Annotated in this window: 23 protein-coding genes and 1 other RNA gene; 12 read left to right on the top strand and 12 right to left on the bottom strand. The window is 62.6% G+C overall.

Annotation, left to right across the window (positions count from 1 at the left end):
* Nucleotides 1–139 precede the first annotated feature (139 nt).
* A complete protein-coding gene (locus JG739_RS05255; protein WP_202365560.1) occupies nucleotides 140–1,639 on the top strand; it encodes a carboxypeptidase M32 in 1,500 nt (499 codons plus the stop codon).
* A 92-nt stretch (nucleotides 1,640–1,731) separates the two neighbouring features.
* On the opposite strand, the gene JG739_RS05250 is transcribed toward JG739_RS05255, so the two are convergent.
* Complete coding sequence (locus JG739_RS05250; RefSeq protein WP_202365559.1) at nucleotides 1,732–3,534, bottom strand: ABC transporter transmembrane domain-containing protein; 1,803 nt, start codon at nucleotides 3,532–3,534, stop codon at nucleotides 1,732–1,734.
* 35 nt (nucleotides 3,535–3,569) lie between these two features.
* A complete protein-coding gene (locus tag JG739_RS05245) occupies nucleotides 3,570–3,758 on the bottom strand; it encodes a hypothetical protein (protein ID WP_128181536.1) in 189 nt (62 codons plus the stop codon).
* Here JG739_RS05245 and rpmE point away from each other — a divergent pair.
* Nucleotides 3,741–3,962: a 50S ribosomal protein L31 gene (gene rpmE, locus JG739_RS05240; protein WP_006327661.1), complete on the top strand. Its 222-nt coding sequence runs from the start codon at nucleotides 3,741–3,743 to the stop codon at nucleotides 3,960–3,962. The genes JG739_RS05245 and rpmE overlap by 18 nt on opposite strands.
* 292 nt (nucleotides 3,963–4,254) lie before the next feature.
* Here the strand turns inward: rpmE and JG739_RS05235 are convergent, their stop codons facing one another.
* Nucleotides 4,255–4,890: a TetR/AcrR family transcriptional regulator gene (locus JG739_RS05235; RefSeq protein ID WP_202365558.1), complete on the bottom strand. Its 636-nt coding sequence runs from the start codon at nucleotides 4,888–4,890 to the stop codon at nucleotides 4,255–4,257.
* A 112-nt stretch (nucleotides 4,891–5,002) separates the two neighbouring features.
* On the opposite strand from JG739_RS05235, the gene JG739_RS05230 reads away from it, so the two are divergent.
* Together JG739_RS05230 and JG739_RS05225 are read left to right on the top strand one after the other, a co-directional pair.
* On the top strand, nucleotides 5,003–5,836 hold the full coding sequence (locus JG739_RS05230) for an NAD(P)H-binding protein (protein WP_202365557.1): 834 nt from the start codon (nucleotides 5,003–5,005) through the stop codon (nucleotides 5,834–5,836).
* A gap of 1 nt (nucleotide 5,837) precedes the next feature.
* Nucleotides 5,838–6,317: an anthrone oxygenase family protein gene (locus JG739_RS05225; RefSeq protein ID WP_202365556.1), complete on the top strand. Its 480-nt coding sequence runs from the start codon at nucleotides 5,838–5,840 to the stop codon at nucleotides 6,315–6,317.
* Between the two features lie 17 nt (nucleotides 6,318–6,334).
* Here the strand turns inward: JG739_RS05225 and JG739_RS05220 are convergent, their stop codons facing one another.
* The 3 genes from JG739_RS05220 to JG739_RS05210 all read right to left on the bottom strand — a co-directional run bounded on the left by JG739_RS05220 (nucleotide 6,335) and on the right by JG739_RS05210 (nucleotide 8,005).
* Entirely contained in the window at nucleotides 6,335–6,667 is a 333-nt protein-coding gene (locus tag JG739_RS05220; RefSeq protein ID WP_202365555.1) for a SelT/SelW/SelH family protein, read from the bottom strand.
* A gap of 40 nt (nucleotides 6,668–6,707) precedes the next feature.
* Nucleotides 6,708–7,457 carry a YebC/PmpR family DNA-binding transcriptional regulator gene (locus JG739_RS05215; protein ID WP_202365554.1) on the bottom strand — a complete coding sequence of 250 codons (750 nt, stop codon included), beginning with the start codon at nucleotides 7,455–7,457 and terminating at the stop codon, nucleotides 6,708–6,710.
* Between the two features lie 224 nt (nucleotides 7,458–7,681).
* The gene (locus JG739_RS05210; protein ID WP_202365553.1) at nucleotides 7,682–8,005 is read right to left on the bottom strand and encodes an ArsR/SmtB family transcription factor; all 324 of its coding nucleotides are present in this window, start codon (nucleotides 8,003–8,005) and stop codon (nucleotides 7,682–7,684) included.
* A gap of 51 nt (nucleotides 8,006–8,056) precedes the next feature.
* Here JG739_RS05210 and JG739_RS05205 point away from each other — a divergent pair, with 51 nt between their 5' ends.
* From JG739_RS05205 to JG739_RS05195, 3 genes are read left to right on the top strand one after another with little or no spacing between them, the layout of a single operon-like run.
* Nucleotides 8,057–8,539, top strand: coding sequence for an SRPBCC domain-containing protein (locus JG739_RS05205; protein ID WP_202365552.1), 483 nt, complete (start codon nucleotides 8,057–8,059; stop codon nucleotides 8,537–8,539).
* 16 nt (nucleotides 8,540–8,555) lie between these two features.
* Nucleotides 8,556–8,918 (top strand): hypothetical protein, encoded by a 363-nt coding sequence (locus JG739_RS05200; protein ID WP_202365551.1) that lies wholly within the window; start codon nucleotides 8,556–8,558, stop codon nucleotides 8,916–8,918.
* Nucleotides 8,919–8,967: 49 nt separating this feature from the next.
* Nucleotides 8,968–9,432: an SRPBCC family protein gene (locus tag JG739_RS05195; protein WP_202365550.1), complete on the top strand. Its 465-nt coding sequence runs from the start codon at nucleotides 8,968–8,970 to the stop codon at nucleotides 9,430–9,432.
* Between the two features lie 9 nt (nucleotides 9,433–9,441).
* On the opposite strand, the gene JG739_RS05190 is transcribed toward JG739_RS05195, so the two are convergent.
* The 6 genes from JG739_RS05190 to ssrS form a co-directional block, all read right to left on the bottom strand.
* Nucleotides 9,442–9,729 (bottom strand): BrnA antitoxin family protein, encoded by a 288-nt coding sequence (locus JG739_RS05190; protein ID WP_202365549.1) that lies wholly within the window; start codon nucleotides 9,727–9,729, stop codon nucleotides 9,442–9,444.
* Nucleotides 9,710–9,910: a BrnT family toxin gene (locus tag JG739_RS05185; RefSeq protein ID WP_244749705.1), complete on the bottom strand. Its 201-nt coding sequence runs from the start codon at nucleotides 9,908–9,910 to the stop codon at nucleotides 9,710–9,712. Before JG739_RS05185 ends, JG739_RS05190 begins: the two co-directional genes overlap by 20 nt.
* A gap of 145 nt (nucleotides 9,911–10,055) precedes the next feature.
* Nucleotides 10,056–10,823, bottom strand: coding sequence for a TerC family protein (locus tag JG739_RS05180; protein WP_202365548.1), 768 nt, complete (start codon nucleotides 10,821–10,823; stop codon nucleotides 10,056–10,058).
* 72 nt (nucleotides 10,824–10,895) lie between these two features.
* On the bottom strand, nucleotides 10,896–11,720 hold the full coding sequence (locus JG739_RS05175; RefSeq protein WP_202365547.1) for a TIGR00282 family metallophosphoesterase: 825 nt from the start codon (nucleotides 11,718–11,720) through the stop codon (nucleotides 10,896–10,898).
* Between the two features lie 82 nt (nucleotides 11,721–11,802).
* The gene (locus JG739_RS05170) at nucleotides 11,803–12,390 is read right to left on the bottom strand and encodes a 5-formyltetrahydrofolate cyclo-ligase (RefSeq protein ID WP_202365546.1); all 588 of its coding nucleotides are present in this window, start codon (nucleotides 12,388–12,390) and stop codon (nucleotides 11,803–11,805) included.
* 95 nt (nucleotides 12,391–12,485) lie between these two features.
* Nucleotides 12,486–12,641, bottom strand: a non-coding RNA gene (gene ssrS, locus JG739_RS05165) — 6S RNA.
* A 180-nt stretch (nucleotides 12,642–12,821) separates the two neighbouring features.
* Here ssrS and JG739_RS05160 point away from each other — a divergent pair.
* The 5 genes from JG739_RS05160 to msrB all read left to right on the top strand — a co-directional run bounded on the left by JG739_RS05160 (nucleotide 12,822) and on the right by msrB (nucleotide 16,815).
* Complete coding sequence (locus JG739_RS05160) at nucleotides 12,822–13,661, top strand: AAA family ATPase (RefSeq protein WP_202365545.1); 840 nt, start codon at nucleotides 12,822–12,824, stop codon at nucleotides 13,659–13,661.
* 170 nt (nucleotides 13,662–13,831) lie between these two features.
* Nucleotides 13,832–14,278 carry a GNAT family N-acetyltransferase gene (locus tag JG739_RS05155; protein WP_202365544.1) on the top strand — a complete coding sequence of 149 codons (447 nt, stop codon included), beginning with the start codon at nucleotides 13,832–13,834 and terminating at the stop codon, nucleotides 14,276–14,278.
* Nucleotides 14,279–14,286: 8 nt separating this feature from the next.
* On the top strand, nucleotides 14,287–15,477 hold the full coding sequence (locus tag JG739_RS05150; protein ID WP_202365543.1) for a vWA domain-containing protein: 1,191 nt from the start codon (nucleotides 14,287–14,289) through the stop codon (nucleotides 15,475–15,477).
* Nucleotides 15,478–16,299 (top strand): MBL fold metallo-hydrolase, encoded by an 822-nt coding sequence (locus JG739_RS05145; protein ID WP_202365542.1) that lies wholly within the window; start codon nucleotides 15,478–15,480, stop codon nucleotides 16,297–16,299.
* Between the two features lie 111 nt (nucleotides 16,300–16,410).
* Nucleotides 16,411–16,815, top strand: coding sequence for a peptide-methionine (R)-S-oxide reductase MsrB (gene msrB, locus JG739_RS05140; RefSeq protein ID WP_202365541.1), 405 nt, complete (start codon nucleotides 16,411–16,413; stop codon nucleotides 16,813–16,815).
* The last annotated feature ends 2 nt before the right edge of the window (nucleotides 16,816–16,817 follow it).

Below are 16,817 nucleotides of genomic sequence, written 5' to 3'. Positions count from 1 at the left end.
CACGCCACCGCTCCTGCAAGACCCATCGCGGCGTGCATCCTGGCCAGCAACCAATGTGCCCATCGTCGACGGCCTTCAGGCTTGCCAATATCAGCGCAGTGGTATCTTTTCCCGCCGTTCAAATTCAGCGGAACCCGCCATGTCCTTTCAAAAACTCGACGACCTCGGCCAAAAGCTCGAAGCACTGGAGCATGCGCTCGCCATTCTCGGCGCCGACGAGGCGACCCACATGGCCGTCGGCGGCGGCGAAAAGCGCGCCGAGGCGATGTCGGCGCTGGCCGGCATGCATCACGCCAGAGCGACCGCGCCGGAGATCGCCGACTGGATCGCGGCGGCCGAACAGGAAACGCTGAACGAAGAACAGCAGGCGGCGGTCAAGGAGTTCCGGCGGCAATACACCAACCTGACCTGCCTGCCGGTCGAATTCGTCGAGCGCCAAACCACCGCCCGGATGCGCTCCGAGCAGTTGTGGCGCGACTTGCGTGCAAAGAACGACTGGGCCGGGTTCTTGCCGGCGCTCGAAGGCGTCGTCGCGCTGGTGCGCGAGGAAGCAGCGCTTCGCGCCGACGTGCTCGGCCTCGATCCGTACGACGCACTGATGGAGCAGTACGATCCCGGCAACCGCACCGCCGACATCACGCCGGTCTTCGCCGAGTTGAAGACCTTTCTCAGGGATTTCGTGCCGGAGGCACTGGCCGTGCAGGAAGAGCGACTGGCGAAACATCCGCTGAAGCCGCTTTCGGGCAGCTATGCGATCGAAAAGCAGCGCGAGCTCGGCCTCGCCATGATGGCGGCGGTTGGCTTCGATCTCACCCATGGCTCGCTGTCGGTATCGCATCATCCGTTCTGCGGCGGCGTGCCGAGCGACGTGCGCATCACGACCCGCTACAAGACCTCCGATTTCCTTTCGGCGCTGATGGGCGTACTGCACGAGACCGGGCACGCGCTTTACGAACAGAACCTGCCGCAGGCGTGGGCGCACTGGCCGCTCGGCAAGGCGCGCGGCATGGCTGTGCATGAAAGCCAGAGCCTGTTCGTAGAGAAGCAGATCGGCCGCAATCCGGAATTCTGGCGCTGGGCGCTGCCGGTGGTCGAAAAGCACCTCGGCGAGACCTGGTCGATCGACGACATCCTGCCGCATGTACACCGGGTCGAGCGCGGGTTGATCCGCGTCGACGCCGACGAGGTCACCTATCCGCTGCACGTCATCCTGCGCTACGAGCTGGAGCAGGAGCTGGTTTCGGGGCGGCTGGAGGCCGCCGACCTGCCCGAGGCCTGGGACGCCAAGATGCGCTGTTATCTCGGCCTGTCGACATCAGACAATCCGGCCGACGGGCCGATGCAGGACGTGCACTGGCCGGGTGCTGCCTTCGGCTATTTCCCGTCTTATACGCTGGGCGCGATGATTGCGGCGCAGCAATGGGCCGCCTTGACCAGAGAGCATCCCTCGGCCGACGAAGACCTCGCCAAGGGAAATTTCGCAGCGATCAACGACTGGCGCCGTGAAAGGATCTGGTCGCAAGGCTCGCGCTGGTCGACGCCCGAGCTGCTCGAGCGCGCCACCGGCGAGAAGCTCAACGCCACGCATTTCACCGATCATTTGAGGAGAAGGTACGGGGAGGTGCTGAATGGGGCCTGACATATCTTCAAGCGCATAGAACGCGGCGGCACTTCGTCACTGCCGACCAGCGCCATTTGCAAAAGACGAAGCCGTTTGGCAGCGTCGTCCCACTACTCCGCGGCGCCCCTGAAAGCGTTCGCCCCGGTTTCGAACTGCAGCTTGGCCAGCCGCGCATAGATGCCGCCCTTGGCGACGAGGCTCTGGTGGGTGCCTTCCTCGACGATGCAGCCGCCATCCATGACCAGGATCCGGTCCGCCTTCAGCACCGTCGCTAGCCGGTGGGCGATGACGATGGTGGTGCGGTCCTGCATCAGCCGCTCCAGCGCCGTCTGCACCAGCGTCTCGCTTTCGGCGTCGAGCGCCGAGGTTGCCTCGTCAAGCAGAAGGATCGGCGCATCGCGCAGGATCGCGCGGGCAATCGCCACGCGCTGGCGCTGGCCGCCGGACAAGGTCACGCCGCGCTCGCCGACCTGGCTGTCATAGCCTTTCTCGAGTTTCAGGATGAACTCGTCGGCAACCGCATCCCTGGCCGCCGCCTCGATCTCGGCCTGGCTGGCGTCCGGACGGCCGAAGCCGATATTGTCGCGCGCGCTGGCCGCGAAGATGGTGACATCCTGCGGCACGATGGCGATGCGCTCCCGGATCGCGGCAGGGTCGGCCTCGCGCACATTGACGCCGTCGATCATGATCTTGCCGGTCTCGGGGTCGTAGAAGCGCAAAAGCAGCGAAAAGACGGTGCTCTTGCCGGCGCCCGACGGGCCGACGATCGCCACCGTCTCGCCGGGCTTGACCTGGAAACTCAGACCGTGGACGGCGGCGCGGTCGGGCCCAGCGGGGTAGGAGAAGGACACGTCGTCGAAACTGATTGCGCCTCTGGCCGTCGCCGGCAGCGGTTTCGGATGCGCTGGGGCCTGGATCGCGGGCTTCTCGGCCAGGATCTCGGTCAGCCGTTCGGCAGCACCCGCCGCCTGGGAAAGCTCGCCCCACACTTCCGACAGCGCGCCGAGTGCGCCGGCGGCGAACACCGAATAGAGCAGGAACTGGCCGAGAGTGCCCGGCGACAGCGTGCCGTCGAGCACGTCGCGCGAACCGAACCACAGCACCGCCACTACCGAGGAAAAGATCATGAAGATGGCGAAGAAGGTGAGGAAGGAGCGGGCAAAGATCGAGGACCGCGCCGCTGCGAAAGCGGCTTCCACGGCAGCTGAAAAATGCCCGGTGACCAGCTTCTCGTTGGTGAAGGCCTGCAGCGTGCGCACCGCGCCGATCTGCTCGCTGGCATAGGCCGTGGCGTCGGCCAGCGTGTCCTGCGCCAGCCGTGATTTGCGCCGCACCGAGCGGCCGAAGGCGACGAGCGGCAGCACGATCACCGGAATGGCGGCGATGACGAGGCCCGACAGTTTTGGGCTGGTGAAGACCATCATCGCCACGGCGCCAAGCCCAAGAATGACGTTGCGCAGCGCCACCGACGCGGTGGCACCGACCGCCGACTTGACCTGCGTCGTGTCGGCGGCGAGCCGCGAGACGATCTCGCCCGACTGTGCGGTGTCAAAAAAGGATGGCGACAGCGTCGTGACATGGCGGAATACGTCGCTGCGGATGTCGGCGACGACGCGCTCGCCCAGCGTGATGACGAAATAATAGCGGCAGGCTGACGCCACGGCGAGCAAGGCAGCCATCACCACCAGCATGGCGAAATACTCGGCGATGAAGCTGGAGTCGGAGGCGGAAAAGCCGTGATCGATCATCCGCCGCACGGCCAGCGGCAGCGCCAGCGTCGTCGCCGCAGCAATGGTCAGCGAGACGACCGCGCCAATGACCATTTTCCGGTAGCGGGTGATGTAGGGGAACAGGCGCCGCAGCGGCTTGAGCGAGCGCCTGCGCTCGTCTGCATCGCCGCTGGTGTGCGCCATGACCGTTTCCTCTGGCCGCCTTCTGGGCATGCGCCTCAATATGCGCTTGCCGCGGCCTTGTGATTCAATTCCGGCTGATGTATAGGCTCGCCGACCGTTTTTAAAAGCCGTGGCTCCTCAATAGCTGCGGCTTCGAGTTTTAAAAAGGGGCGCATCGACGCAGGCTTTACGCCCGTCAGCGGCGCCAGCGAACCAGGAATAGCACAATGAAGACCGATATCCATCCCGACTACCACACCATCAAGGTCGTCATGACCGACGGCACCGAATACATGACCCGTTCGACCTGGGGCAAGGAAGGCGATACGATGAACCTCGACATCGACCCGACCACCCATCCGGCCTGGACCGGCGGCCAGCAGACCCTGCTCGACCGCGGCGGCCGCCTGTCGAAGTTCAAGAAGCGTTTCGAAGGTTTTGGGCTGTAGGCCTAAACTTTTAGCAGATCAAAACCCGCCTTCTGGCGGGTTTTTTGTTCATGGAGCCTCTCGTTCCAGGTTCTGCGCTGCGCTGCCCTCACCTTCTGCCGGCGACCTCTCCCCGTATAGTGACGGGGAGAGGGACGCTCTCGACTATTTTCCGCCAATTGTCAGCGTTGCAGGAAGTGTGCCGCGGTGGCGGCCGGCTCTTTCTCCTCGTCTCATACGGGAGAGAAGGTGCCGGCAGGCGGATGAGGGGCGGCGCTCGCTTCGGCCGTTAGTCATCGTTACACGGGCCGGTCTATTCGCCGACCAGTTCGCGCAGCGCCATCCGCTTGTAGGCAGCGACCAGGTCGTCGCCTTCCTTTCGATCGACCGAGATCGCCAGCCGCATGGTGGCTTCGCCCATCTGCCAGACGAGAAACGCCGTCGTTTCCAGCGCCGCCGGATCGGCGGTCGGCCGCAGCCGCTTCAGCACCGCGGTGAGGAATTCGGCGTTGGCCCGGCTGTCGGCGAGCTCGAGTTCGTGCAGTGCCTTGTCGGCCTGCGTGCCTGACCAGATGTCGCGCATCACCGGCTCGGCCAGGAACAGCCCATAATAAATATCCACCAGCTCGGAGAATGCCCGCCGCAGCCCTTCGGCGTCGCGAACCTCGGCAAGTGCTGCCGCGATGCAGGCCTGGCTTTCGGCGGTGTAGCGTTCGGCCAGCGCCCAGATGATCGCCCGCTTGTCGGGGAAGAACTGGTAAAGCGAGCCGATCGACACGCCGGCCCGTTCCGCCACTTCGGCCATGCGCATGGCATCGCTGCCTTGTTCGGCGATCAGCGCAGAGGCGGCGGCCAGCATCCGCTCGACCCGCTCGCGGCTGCGCTGCTGGCTGGGCGCCCGGCGCGGCGATGCGATCTGGCCATCCTGCGAACCCGATAAGCCTTCCATCACTGTCTCCCCGGCGAATGATCAACAAATTGGCTTGACTCAAGAAATACGAGGGTTTATCACGTTTTGCAAATGTGAGGATTACTCATATTTCTGAGCAAAGGAAATCGCCATGACCGACACAGCAACAAAACCGATTTTGATCCTCGGCGGCACCGGCAAAACCGGCCGTCGTCTCGCAGACAGGCTGACGGCGCAGGGCCTGCCGGTACGGATCGGCTCGCGCTCGGGCACGCCGCCCTTCGACTGGGAAAACGACGCGACCTGGGAACCCGCGCTCGATGGTATCGGCGCCGTCTACATCAGCTACTATCCCGATCTCGCGGTGCCCGGTGCGGCCGAAGCGGTCGGCGCCTTCTCTCGTCTTGCCGTGGAACGTGGCGTCAACCGGCTGGTGCTACTGTCAGGACGTGGCGAAACCGAAGCGCAACGTGCCGAAGAGATGCTCAAAGCCTCGGGCGCCGACTGGACGATCCTGCGCTGCGCCTGGTTTTCCCAGAATTTCAGCGAGAGTTTACTGCTCGATTCGCTGCTCGCCGGTGAGGTGGCTTTGCCGGTCGGCACTGTCGGAGAACCGTTCGTCGACGCCGACGACATTGCCGACGCCGCCGTGACGGTGCTTACCCGTCAAGGCCATGTCGGCCAGCTTTACGAGCTGACCGGGCCACGGCTGCTGAGCTTCGCCGACGCGGTCGCCGAGATCGGCAACGCGGCCGGCCGCGACATTCGCTTCGTCAGGATTTCGCATGCCGAGTTCACCGCCGCTGTAGCCGGGTACAACTTGCCGGCCGAGTTCGCCTGGCTGCTCAACGAGCTGTTCACCGAAGTGCTCGACGGCCGCAACGAGGCGCTGACTGACGGCGTCGAGCGCGTGCTCGGCCGCGCCCCAAAGGACTTTTCCGCCTATGCATCCGAAACTGCTGCTACGGGCATCTGGAGTGACTGACATGATCATGAAACTGCTTCCCAGCCTCACCTTCATCTCCGCGCTCGGCTCAGGCGTCGTCGCTGGTGTCTTCTTCGCCTTCTCCAGCTTTGTCATGCCGGGCCTCGCCCGCATGCCGGCCGCGGGCGGCATCGCCGCCATGAATTCGATCAATGTCACTGCGGTGACGCCGATGTTCATGACCGCGCTCTTCGGCACCGGACTGATCTGCCTTGTGCTTGCCGTCGGCGCTGTCATCGGCTGGGGCCAACCGGGTTCATTCTGGATTCTCGCCGGCGCCCTGGTCTATCTCGTCGGCAACCTGATCGTGACGATGATCTTTAACGTGCCGCTCAACAACGCGCTGGCCGCCGTCGATCCGGCGAGCGCCAACGGCGCCGCTGTGTGGACCACCTATCTCAGGGATTGGGTGATGTGGAACCACGTCCGCACCATCACTGCCATCGCAGCACTGGCCTGCTTCATCATGGCGTGGCGGTGAAATGCAGGGACCCTGCGTCAGGCAGGGTTTTTTGACGTGGTATCTTTTTCTGTTGACTTGTCGATCTTGCGGTCGACATGGCCAAGATCGCGGTCCGGATCGATCACGTCGCGAACCAGCTGCTTGAGCCTTGCGGCATCGGGAAAGCCGCCGTCCCGCTTGCGGTCCCAGATCAGGGTGTCGTTGCAGGAAATGGTGAAGATGCCGCCGGTGCCGGGCACCAGCGTGACTTCGCCCAGATCCGTTGCGAAGGTCGAAAGCAGCTCCTGAGCCATCCAGCCGGCCCGCAAGAGCCAGTGGCACTGCACGCAATAGCTGATGCGGATGGTGGGCAGCACCTTTTCGGCCATGTCAGATTGAACTCCGCTCATATCTCGGACTGAGCTGTGCTCATGCAGCGCTGAGTTTCGCCATGGTTTCGTCGTCGACCTCGAAATTGGCGTAGACGCTCTGCACGTCGTCATCGTCCTCGAGCGTGGCGACCAGCTTCATCAGCGACTGTGCCCGCTCCTCGTCGACCGCAATGCTGGTTTGCGGCTTCCAGATCGGCTTCACCGATTCAGCCTCGCCGAGCGCGCCTTCCAGCGCCTTCGACACTTCGCCGAGATTCTCGAAAGCGCAATAGATCGTGTGACCTTCCTCGTCCGACTGGACGTCGTCGGCTCCGGCCTCGATCGCCGCGTCCATGACCTTCTCGGCGCTGCCGACCGACGCCGGATAAAAAATCTCGCCGACACGGTCCCACATGAACGACACCGAGCCGGTTTCGCCCATCGCCCCGCCGGCCTTGGTGAAGGCGGCGCGCACATTCGACGCCGAGCGGTTGCGGTTGTCGGTCAGCGCCTCGACGATCAGCGCGACGCCGCCTGGCCCGTAGCCTTCGTAGCGCACGGCTTCGTAAGTCTCGGCATCGCCCATCGACGCCTTGTTGATGGCGCGCTGGATGTTGTCTTTCGGCATCGACACCGCCTTGGCGTTCTGCACGGCAAGACGCAGGCGCGGGTTCATCGACGGATCCGGCGTGCCGCTCTTGGCGGCGACGGTTATTTCGCGCGCCAGCTTGGAAAACATTTTCGACCGCACCGCATCCTGGCGGCCCTTGCGGTGCATGATGTTCTTGAACTGTGAATGGCCAGCCATGGCACCCCTGTCGTCTTCTTGGCGGAGCATCCTGCAGCGAGGTAGTCACCTCGCCTTTGCCAAAATGCTCGAATTCAAAATCTCAGAACGTCCCTGCTGCGTCCGGATGGACGTACGGCGCTCTGTCTCGGAATGGCCGGCTTATAGATAAATCGGCTCAATTCGTCCAGCCGCGCCGCAAGGGCGGTGCTCAACACGCCGGCCAGCTGCATGCCTGCGGCCGCTCACCCCTCCAGATCGGATCTCAGCCGGTCGAGAATGCTGATCGCATGCGTGGCATACTGGCTGATCCAGCGGTCGTGGATCTGCTTGATCGGCAGCGCATTGAGATGGTTCCAGCGTTCGCGCCCCTCGCGCCGCGCCACCACCAGGTCGGCTTCCTCCAGCACTTTCAGATGCAGCATGACGGTGCAGCGGTCCATGTCGGGAAAGGCATCGCACAGCATGCCGGTGGTCCGCGGCGCGTCCTTCAGCTCGTCGAGCAGCGCACGCCGGCGCGGATGCGCCAGCGCCTTGAAAACATTGTCGTCCTGCGTTTTGCTTGACATGTTATATTTTTATAACATAATGCGGTTCTGATCAAGGAAGGAGCTGTGGATATGTCTCTTGGATTCAGAGTTTCGGGCCGCATCGGCAAACCGGTCGCCGAAGTCTTCGATGCGGTCGTCAATCCGAACAAGCTCAGCGGCTATTTCACCACCATCGGCGGCGCCAGTGCCCCGCTGGTGGCCGGCGCCAGGGTCGTCTGGTGGGGCAAGGTCCCGGTCGAGGTCGATGAGGTGGAGAAAGACAGCCGCATCGTGTTGCGCTGGGACGCCACCGACGCCGACCGCAAGCCGGCTTACAAGACGCGCATCGAGATGAATTTCGAGCCGCTGGACGACGGCGGCACCTTCGTCACCATCTCCGAGGCCGGCTGGCACGAGGACGCGGTCGGTCTGAAAAAATCCTACCTCAATTGCGAGGGCTGGTCGCAAATGCTGGCCTGCATGAAGGCCTATGTCGAATACGGCATCAATTTGCGCGACGGCTACTATCGCAGCGAGATGAAGGGCGAGCCCGCCAATGAAGACAATATCTGAGAAGACGGAGCAAACAATGGCTGCGAAAATCACCGGCGGCATCAACATCGCCATGAAAGTGCCGCCTCACCAATACCAGGAGACGATCGCCTTCTACCGCGATGTCGTCGGCCTGAAACCGTTCACGGCGAAGGCGCCGGCCGTCGGTTTCGAGCTCGGCCCCAATCGCCTGTGGCTCGACGAGGCCCCGATGCTGAGCCAGGCCGAGATCTGGCTGGAGTTGTTCACCGACGATTTTGCGGCCGCGGCCGATCATCTCGCCAAGGCCGGCGTTGTGCGCTGCGACGCCATCGAGGCGCTCGGCGAAGGTTTTCGCGGCGGCTGGATCACCAATCCGGCCAACATCATTCACCTGGTGCGAGAACCCGACGCCTGGTGACCCCGACGCCCGCTGACAGAGGCTGCGTCGACTTCAAGAGGAGGACAACATGGAAATCCGTGAGGCACCGGTCGCCGAAGCCGGCATGCTGATCCGGCGGCGGGTTGCCGACGTGTTCGAAGCCATCGTCGATCCGGCGATCACCACGAAATTCTGGTTCACCCATGGCAGCGACAGGCTCGAAAGCGGCAAAGAAGTTCGCTGGGAATGGCGGATGTATGGTGTTTCGACGCCGGTCACGGTCAGCGAGTTCGTCAGGAACGAAAAGATCGTCATGCAATGGAGCGATCCGCCGACCACGGTGGTCTGGACTTTTACCGAGATGCCGGGCGGCACCTTTCTCGAGGTTCGCAATTTCGGGTTTGCCGGCAGCCCCGATGAACAGGTCAAACAGGCGATCGGCTCGACCGATGGCTTCGCGCTGGTGCTCGCCGGCGCCAAAGCCTGGTTGGAGCAAGGCTTGACGCTTGGCCTGATCGGCGACCGTCATCCGAACGGCGTGCCGACCGCTTAGCTGAAGCGCTTAGGACCGCCGCTTTTCCTGCTCCGCCACATGACGACGGAGCACGCGATTGATCTCGGTTTGATAGCCGCCACCCTCGACATGCTCCTTGAACCAGGACAGCACATCCGCGTCGAGCCGAATGGTCACCGGTTGCTTGAGCGGTCGATAGAGATGCCCGCGGCGAGCGTGAACCCAGTTCTCGGTCGGGGCTTCTGGAATGTCGGAAGTATCGATTTCGTCGTCAGGCAAATCAGCCAGCTTGGCAAGCTGGTCGCGCTGATCCTGGCTAAGCTCCTTCCTGCTCATAGCGCCTCCTTTCATGCGGCGTCGCTTTTCGGGCGCCGATAATCCGAACCCGTTCTCCATCGTCGAGATCAGGGTATGTGTGCACAACGAGCAAAACCACCAGCATCTCAATCATCCCGATCGCATGCCATCGTTGCTCCCCATCTTCGAACCGGTCAGGCACGGAGATGAAGCGGATCATCGAAGACGCCCTTTGCAAGATCGAATGCGACACCGTGCTTGCCAAGATTGCGCCTGGCCTTTTCAGCATCCCACTCGAATTGCAAGGCCGCACCATAATTTACAATATTGTACGTACAATTCCGTAAGAGTCAAACATCGATGACTCAGTGCCCCGCGCCGGCCTTTGCCTTCCTCCGACGTCGCGCCAGCATGTTGAGGCCCTCGACCAGCGCGGAAAAACCCATGGCGGCGTAGATGTAGCCCTTCGGTACATGGAAGCCCATGCCGTCGGCGATCAGCGTCATGCCGATCATCAGCAGGAAGCTCAGCGCCAGCATGACGATGCTGGGATTCTTGGCGATGAAATTGGCGAGCGGCCCGGCCGCCAGCATCATCACGGTGACCGCGACGATGACGGCGATGTACATGATGGCGATCTCGTCGGTCATGCCGACCGCGGTGATGATCGAATCGATCGAAAAGACAAGGTCGAGCAGCAGGATCTGGAAGACGGCTCCGGCCAGCGAAAGCTGCAGCGCCTCGCCGATCATCGTATCCTGGTGATCCTCGAGATCGACCGTATGGTGGATTTCCTTGGTCGCTTTCCAGACGAGGAATAGGCCGCCGGCGATCAGGATCAGATCGCGCCAGGAAAAGCCATGGCCGAAAGCGGTGAACACCGGCGCCGTCAACTGGACGATGATCGAGATGGTGGCAAGCAGCACCAGCCGCATGATCAGCGCCGCAGAAATGCCGATTCGCCGGGCGCGGGCCCTCTGCGTCTCCGGCAATTTGTTGGTCAGGATCGAGATGAAGATCAGATTGTCGATGCCGAGCACGACCTCCAGCACGATCAGCGTCAGCAACGCGACCCATGCGGTCGGATCGGAGACAAAGGCGAAATGTGGCGCCAGGAATTCGATGAGCTGCATGGAGGTCGTCCCCTCTTACGATCTGAAGCAGGCGTAGCCGGCAATTAGGTACTACAATCGCTTACATCAATGTCATGACCAGAACGAGGGCGCGGTTTCTTCGAGCCGCGGCCCGCGGCGAAACGGCGCAATCCGCTCGGTCAGTCCGCTGCGATCCGAAATGTCGACGCCGACGCCGCACAATGTCGCCGGGCCGCTCGCCGCTTCGAAGCGTCCTTTCGGCACCTTCGACAGAAACCGGTTGAGCGGCTCCTCCTTGTCCATGCCAAGCGAAGAATCATAGTCGCCGCACATGCCTGCGTCTGAGATGTAGCCGGTGCCGCCATTGAGGATATGGTGGTCGCCGGTCGGCTGATGCGTGTGGGTGCCGACGACCAGGCTGGCGCGGCCGTCGACGAAGTGCGCAAAGCACATTTTTTCAGAGGTCGCCTCGGCATGGAAATCGATGACCACCGCATCGGCCTGCTCGCCGAGCGGGCAGGCGGCAAGCTCGCGCTCGCCGGCCTGGAATGGATCGTCGAGTTCAGGATGCATGAACACCCGGCCCATGATGTTGGCGACCAGAACGCGCGCGCCGTTCCTGGCGATGTAGACGCCCGAGCCCCGCCCCGGCGTGCCCTTGGGGAAATTGGACGGACGCAGGAACCGTTCCTCGCGCGGCGCGAAAGCCAGCGCATCGCGCTGGTCCCAGACATGGTTGCCGGTGGTGACGACATCGGCGCCCGCCGCGATCGTCTCGCGAAAGATCTCTTCGGTGATGCCGAAGCCGCCGGCGGCGTTCTCGCCATTGACGATGACGAAGTCGAGTTTGAAATCCGAGATCAGGCCGGGCAGTTGTTCCCACACCGCCGTGCGTCCCGTCTTGCCGACCATATCGCCGAGGAAGAGAAGTCTCATATAAGCCTGATCCCGAACCGAAGGTCAGCGAAGCAGAAAAGCTGCATGACTTTCGGAAAAGACCATGCGTCCAGGAACTTTACTACAATTTCGGCGCGAACCGGCGCAACCCGCTCTCGGTGAGTATTTCCGGAATGGTCACGTCATGCGGCTCGTCCGGCACCAGCGCCACCTCCTGGCAGTCGAAAGCAATGCCGATCAGCCGCGGCGGCTGCCCCTTGTCGACCAGCCGCGCGATGGCACGGTCGTAATAGCCGGCGCCGTAGCCGATGCGGTGGCCGCGCGCATCGAATGCGGCAAGCGGCACCAGCATCACCTGGGGATCGAGCACCTCGGCCTCCTCATGCGGCCCGACGGTGCCAAACCCCATCTCGATCATCGGTGCGCCGCGCACCAATTCGCGAAAGACGATGGTGGTCTTGTCGAGAATCGCCGGCAGGCAAAGCCGTGCACCTTTTTCGCGCAACGCGAACATCAGCGGCCGGACGTCGACTTCCGAGCGCATCGGCCAGAAGCCGGAGACGATCTGGCCCGGCTCTATCGCGATGCTGTCCCGCGCCGTCTCGGCCATTTCGAGTGCTGCCTCCACCCGCCAGAACGGATCGAGCGCGTCGCGGCGCCCGAGTGCTTCGCGTCGCAGTTTTTTTTTCAGTTCTTTCAAGGATGTCATGCGCCGACGTGTAGAAAAGGTCAGATTTGGATGGAGTTTTAGGAGCGACGTTTTCCACCGCATGATCCACCGAGGCGTGGACCCTTTGCGTCGAGTGACGATCCACACAACCGGTGGAGAGAGCGATCCCGGGAACCTACAAAGTAGGTGGGCGCCGTATGAGAAAACCCACGGGTCTTCCCAGGGACAGCTCCCTAGGGATCATTAAGGCCCCGGGGAAAATGTTCTCCTGCCGGGAAGCGCAGACCGTCTTGCCCAATATAGGCCGACGATCAACCAAGCGCCATAGAGATGGCCATGCTCGGTGGCTTAATTCGTCACTCAGCCCTGCGTGAGAGTTTCCAGGCACAAGGTTTTACCGCGCCCTCCCGCTGCGCCTTGCATGGGCCGGGCTGCCTCCTTACGGTTGCCGTGAAAACCGAGGAGCAAAAATGCGTTTCGAAGGCACGGCGGCCTATGTCGCCGACAAGGATCTGATGGTGGCGGTCAATGCGGCGATCGCGCTGGAGCGGCCATTGCTGGTCAAGGGCGAGCCCGGCACCGGCAAGACCGAACTGGCCAGGCAAGTGGCGGCCGCGCTCGGCCTCGATCTGATCGAATGGCATGTCAAGTCGACGACAAGGGCGCAGCAGGGCCTCTACGAGTATGACGCCGTCTTGCGGCTGCGCGACAGCCAGCTCGGCGACGAGCGCTTCAACGACATCAGGAACTACATCAAACGCGGCAAGCTGTGGGATGCCTTCGCGGCGGCCAGGAAGGTCGTGCTTCTGATCGATGAGATCGACAAGGCCGACATCGAGTTCCCCAACGATTTGCTGCAGGAACTCGATAGGATGGAGTTCTTCGTCTACGAGACCGGCGAGACGATCCGCGCCGCCGTGCGCCCGATCGTCATCATCACCTCCAACAACGAGAAGGAACTGCCGGACGCCTTCCTGCGCCGCTGCTTCTTCCACTATATCCGCTTTCCCGACGTCGAGACGCTGCACAGGATTGTCGACGTGCACTATCCCGGCATCAAGCAGAACCTGGTGCGCGCCGCACTCACCCAGTTCTACGAGATCCGCGACGTGCCGGGCCTGAAGAAGAAGCCGTCGACCTCCGAGGCGCTCGACTGGATCCGCCTGCTCGTGGCCGACGATATCGCGCCCGAGGATCTGCGCGCCGACCCGAAAAACGCGCTGCCCAAGCTGCACGGCGCGCTGTTGAAGAACGAACAGGACGTGCATCTGTTCGAGCGGCTGGCTTTCATGGCGAGAAGGCAGGGGTGAGGAGCGGTCGGCCAAAGCCGACGAAAAGCCAGCGATTTGGCTTTTCGAGCGACGAACGCCCGAAGCCATAGCGGCCGGGCATGCGGCGGACAGCGCTTTCCCGTTGCTGGACCGTTGCCGCGGGCCGGGCACCGAGGCAGCTTGAGCCGAAAGCTTCGGAAGGAAATGAAATGACCGAGATCACCGTCCGCCCACTCGCACAATCCGACCATGCCGACTGGCAGCGTCTGTGGACTGCTTACCTCACCTTCTACGAAACCAAGCTGCCGGAAGACGTCTACGCCGTCACCTGGAAGCGGCTGTTCACGGCGGGTGAGTTCGAACCAAAAGGGTTCATCGCCACGCTCGGCGGTAAGGCGGTCGGCCTCACGCACTACCTCTACCATCGCTCCTGCTGGTCCGAAAAAAACAACTGCTATCTGCAGGATCTGTTCGCCGACCCGGATGTGCGCGGCAAGGGCGTCGGCGCCGCCCTGATCGAGGCGGTCAAGCAGGAAGCCGGCAAGATCGGCGTCAAAAACGTCTACTGGATGACGCATGAGACCAACACAACCGCGCGCAAACTCTACGACCACGTGGCACGGCGCACCGGCTTCATCGAATATGATCTGCTATAGATGGTGCCATGTTCATCCCCTTCTTCCTCGAACTGAAGGTTGCGCGGGTTCCGGTCTCGCTCCGGGAATATCTGTCGCTGCTGGAAGGGCTGGAGATGGGGCTGGTCGACTATGACGTCGAGGGTTTTTACTATCTCGCCCGCTCGGCACTGGTGAAGGACGAGCGCCACATCGACCGTTTCGATCAGGTCTTTTCGCACGTTTTCAAGGGCGTCGAAGCGTTGGCTGGCGAAAACCCGGTCGACGTCCAAAACATCCCGGAGGAATGGCTGCGGCGGCTTGCCGAAAAGCACCTGACCGATGAGGAGAAAAAGCTCATCGAGGCGCTCGGCGGTTTCGAAAAGCTGATGGAAACGCTGAAAAAGCGGCTGGAGGACCAGAAGGGCCGCCATCAGGGCGGGTCGAAATGGATCGGCACCGGCGGCACCTCACCGTTCGGCGCCTATGGCTACAATCCCGAAGGCGTTCGCATTGGCCAGCATGAGAGCCGCAACCGCCGTGCGGTGAAAGTCTGGGACAAGCGCGAGTTCAGGAATTTCGACGATGCCGTCGAGCTCGGCACCCGCAACATCAAGATCGCGCTCAAACGCTTGCGCCGTTGGGTGCGCGAAGGCGCCGAGGAGGAGTTCGACCTGCCCGGCACCATCCACGCCACGGCCGAGCACGGCTATCTCGACGTGCAGACACGGCCCGAGCGGCGCAACGCCGTGAAGCTGCTGATGTTCTTCGATGTCGGCGGCTCGATGGACGATCACATCAGAAGCGTCGAGGAGCTGTTTTCCGCTGCCCGCGCCGAATTCCGCCAGCTCGAATATTTTTACTTCCACAACTGCCTCTATGAGGGTGTGTGGAAGGACAATCGCCGTCGCCATGCGGAGGTGGTTCCGACCTTCGATCTGCTCCACAAATACGGTCCGGACTACAAGGTGATCGTCGTCGGCGATGCCTCGATGAGCCCCTATGAGATCGCCCATCCCGGCGGCTCGGTCGAGCATTGGAATCCGGAGGCCGGCGTCGTCTGGCTCGGCCGCCTGCTGCAGCAATGGCCGAACGCGGTATGGCTCAACCCCGAAAGTGAAAAGCACTGGGGTTTTACCCGTTCGGTCGCCATGATCCGCGACATCTTCGGCGGCCGCATGTTTCCGCTGACGCTCGCCGGGCTCGAAGCCGCGACGAAGCAGCTTTCAAGGAAGCACTGAATGGATTCGCACAAAACAGGACGGCCGACCTGTTTCCTCTGCCTGCAATGTGGCGTCCAGTTCGCAGCGGCAGCGATGCCGCCGCAACATTGCCCGATCTGCGAGGACGAGCGGCAATATGTGCGCTGGGAGGGCCAGGCCTGGATCACACCGCAAGAGCTCGCCGCCGGGCATCGGCTCGTGATGAAAGACGACGCCGGCGTGCTCGCCTTCGGCGTCGAGCCGCGCTTCGCCATCGGCCAGCGGGCGCTGCTGGCACAGACGCCGCATGGCAATGTGCTGTGGGACTGCATCTCGATGGTCAGCGACGAGGCGGTGGCCGAAATCAACCGACGAGGCGGCCTCACCGCAATCGCCATTTCGCACTGCCATTATTATTCGGCGATGGTCGAGTGGAGCGAAGCGTTTGGCGGCGTGCCGATCTATTTGCATGCCGACGATCGTCAGTGGATCATGCGGCCGCATCCGGCTGTTGTCAGTTGGCAGGGCGAGACGCGCGCCCTGAATCCCTCGCTGACACTTATCCGTTGCGGCGGTCACTTTGCCGGCGGCCAGGTGCTGCACTGGAAGCGCGACGGCGGCGACGCCATCCTGGCCGGCGACATCTTGCAGGTCACCCCGACGCGCCGCCATGTCAGCTTCATGTACAGCTACCCGAACTACATCCCGCTCAATGCGGCGAAGGTGCTCCGCATCGCGTCGGCACTGGAGCCTTTCGCGTTCGACCATATCTATGGCGCATGGTGGAACCAGAACGTCATCGGCGAGGCAAAGGCGGCATTTGCAGGGTCTGTTGCGCGTTATCTCGCGGCGATCGCCTGAGGATTCTTCGCGGGCAGGATTGGAAATACGGGCAAACGCCGTAACAAATGCCTATTTTTAGGCGAACTTGGGAAGACAACCCCCAATAGCGGCATGAACCAAGAGGCAAAAATGGACAGTCACACCTACCCCGTCACCCGCACCGATGCCGAATGGCGCGCCCGGCTGACGCCGGAGCAATATGCTGTGATGCGCAATCACGGCACCGAGCGGCCGGGCAGTTGCGCCCTGCTCCACGAGAAGCGCGCCGGCACTTTTTCCTGCGTCGGCTGCGACCAGCCCTTGTTCGAATCCAAGCTGAAGTTCGAGAGCGGCACCGGCTGGCCAAGCTTCAACGATCCGGTGCCCGGGTCGGTCGAGACGACCGTCGACCGCAGCTACGGCATGGTCCGCACCGAATGCCACTGCGCCCGCTGCGGCAGCCATCTCGGCCACGTCTTCGAGGACGGCCCGCCGCCGACCGGCCTGCGCTATTGCATCAACGGGGTCGCGCTGAAATTCGAGCCGGCTACCTGACT

This window comes from Mesorhizobium sp. L-2-11 (assembly GCF_016756595.1).
Classification (GTDB): domain Bacteria; phylum Pseudomonadota; class Alphaproteobacteria; order Rhizobiales; family Rhizobiaceae; genus Mesorhizobium.
Note: the sequence above shows the minus strand (reverse complement) of the source record. Positions and strands in the feature narration are given on the sequence as shown.

Excerpts from the sequence above, each read along its gene's own strand:
- JG739_RS05255 (WP_202365560.1), top strand. The coding sequence starts at position 140 with ATGTCCTTTCAAAAACTCGACGACCTCGGCCAAAAGCTCGAAGCACTG.
- JG739_RS05250 (WP_202365559.1), bottom strand. The coding sequence starts at position 3,534 with ATGGCGCACACCAGCGGCGATGCAGACGAGCGCAGGCGCTCGCTCAAG.
- rpmE (WP_006327661.1), top strand. The coding sequence starts at position 3,741 with ATGAAGACCGATATCCATCCCGACTACCACACCATCAAGGTCGTCATG.
- JG739_RS05245 (WP_128181536.1), bottom strand. The coding sequence starts at position 3,758 with ATGGATATCGGTCTTCATTGTGCTATTCCTGGTTCGCTGGCGCCGCTG.
- JG739_RS05235 (WP_202365558.1), bottom strand. The coding sequence starts at position 4,890 with ATGGAAGGCTTATCGGGTTCGCAGGATGGCCAGATCGCATCGCCGCGC.
- JG739_RS05230 (WP_202365557.1), top strand. The coding sequence starts at position 5,003 with ATGACCGACACAGCAACAAAACCGATTTTGATCCTCGGCGGCACCGGC.
- JG739_RS05225 (WP_202365556.1), top strand. The coding sequence starts at position 5,838 with ATGATCATGAAACTGCTTCCCAGCCTCACCTTCATCTCCGCGCTCGGC.
- JG739_RS05220 (WP_202365555.1), bottom strand. The coding sequence starts at position 6,667 with ATGGCCGAAAAGGTGCTGCCCACCATCCGCATCAGCTATTGCGTGCAG.
- JG739_RS05215 (WP_202365554.1), bottom strand. The coding sequence starts at position 7,457 with ATGGCTGGCCATTCACAGTTCAAGAACATCATGCACCGCAAGGGCCGC.
- JG739_RS05210 (WP_202365553.1), bottom strand. The coding sequence starts at position 8,005 with ATGTCAAGCAAAACGCAGGACGACAATGTTTTCAAGGCGCTGGCGCAT.
- JG739_RS05205 (WP_202365552.1), top strand. The coding sequence starts at position 8,057 with ATGTCTCTTGGATTCAGAGTTTCGGGCCGCATCGGCAAACCGGTCGCC.
- JG739_RS05200 (WP_202365551.1), top strand. The coding sequence starts at position 8,556 with ATGGCTGCGAAAATCACCGGCGGCATCAACATCGCCATGAAAGTGCCG.
- JG739_RS05195 (WP_202365550.1), top strand. The coding sequence starts at position 8,968 with ATGGAAATCCGTGAGGCACCGGTCGCCGAAGCCGGCATGCTGATCCGG.
- JG739_RS05190 (WP_202365549.1), bottom strand. The coding sequence starts at position 9,729 with ATGAGCAGGAAGGAGCTTAGCCAGGATCAGCGCGACCAGCTTGCCAAG.
- JG739_RS05185 (WP_244749705.1), bottom strand. The coding sequence starts at position 9,910 with ATGATCCGCTTCATCTCCGTGCCTGACCGGTTCGAAGATGGGGAGCAA.
- JG739_RS05180 (WP_202365548.1), bottom strand. The coding sequence starts at position 10,823 with ATGCAGCTCATCGAATTCCTGGCGCCACATTTCGCCTTTGTCTCCGAT.
- JG739_RS05175 (WP_202365547.1), bottom strand. The coding sequence starts at position 11,720 with ATGAGACTTCTCTTCCTCGGCGATATGGTCGGCAAGACGGGACGCACG.
- JG739_RS05170 (WP_202365546.1), bottom strand. The coding sequence starts at position 12,390 with ATGACATCCTTGAAAGAACTGAAAAAAAAACTGCGACGCGAAGCACTC.
- JG739_RS05160 (WP_202365545.1), top strand. The coding sequence starts at position 12,822 with ATGCGTTTCGAAGGCACGGCGGCCTATGTCGCCGACAAGGATCTGATG.
- JG739_RS05155 (WP_202365544.1), top strand. The coding sequence starts at position 13,832 with ATGACCGAGATCACCGTCCGCCCACTCGCACAATCCGACCATGCCGAC.
- JG739_RS05150 (WP_202365543.1), top strand. The coding sequence starts at position 14,287 with ATGTTCATCCCCTTCTTCCTCGAACTGAAGGTTGCGCGGGTTCCGGTC.
- JG739_RS05145 (WP_202365542.1), top strand. The coding sequence starts at position 15,478 with ATGGATTCGCACAAAACAGGACGGCCGACCTGTTTCCTCTGCCTGCAA.
- msrB (WP_202365541.1), top strand. The coding sequence starts at position 16,411 with ATGGACAGTCACACCTACCCCGTCACCCGCACCGATGCCGAATGGCGC.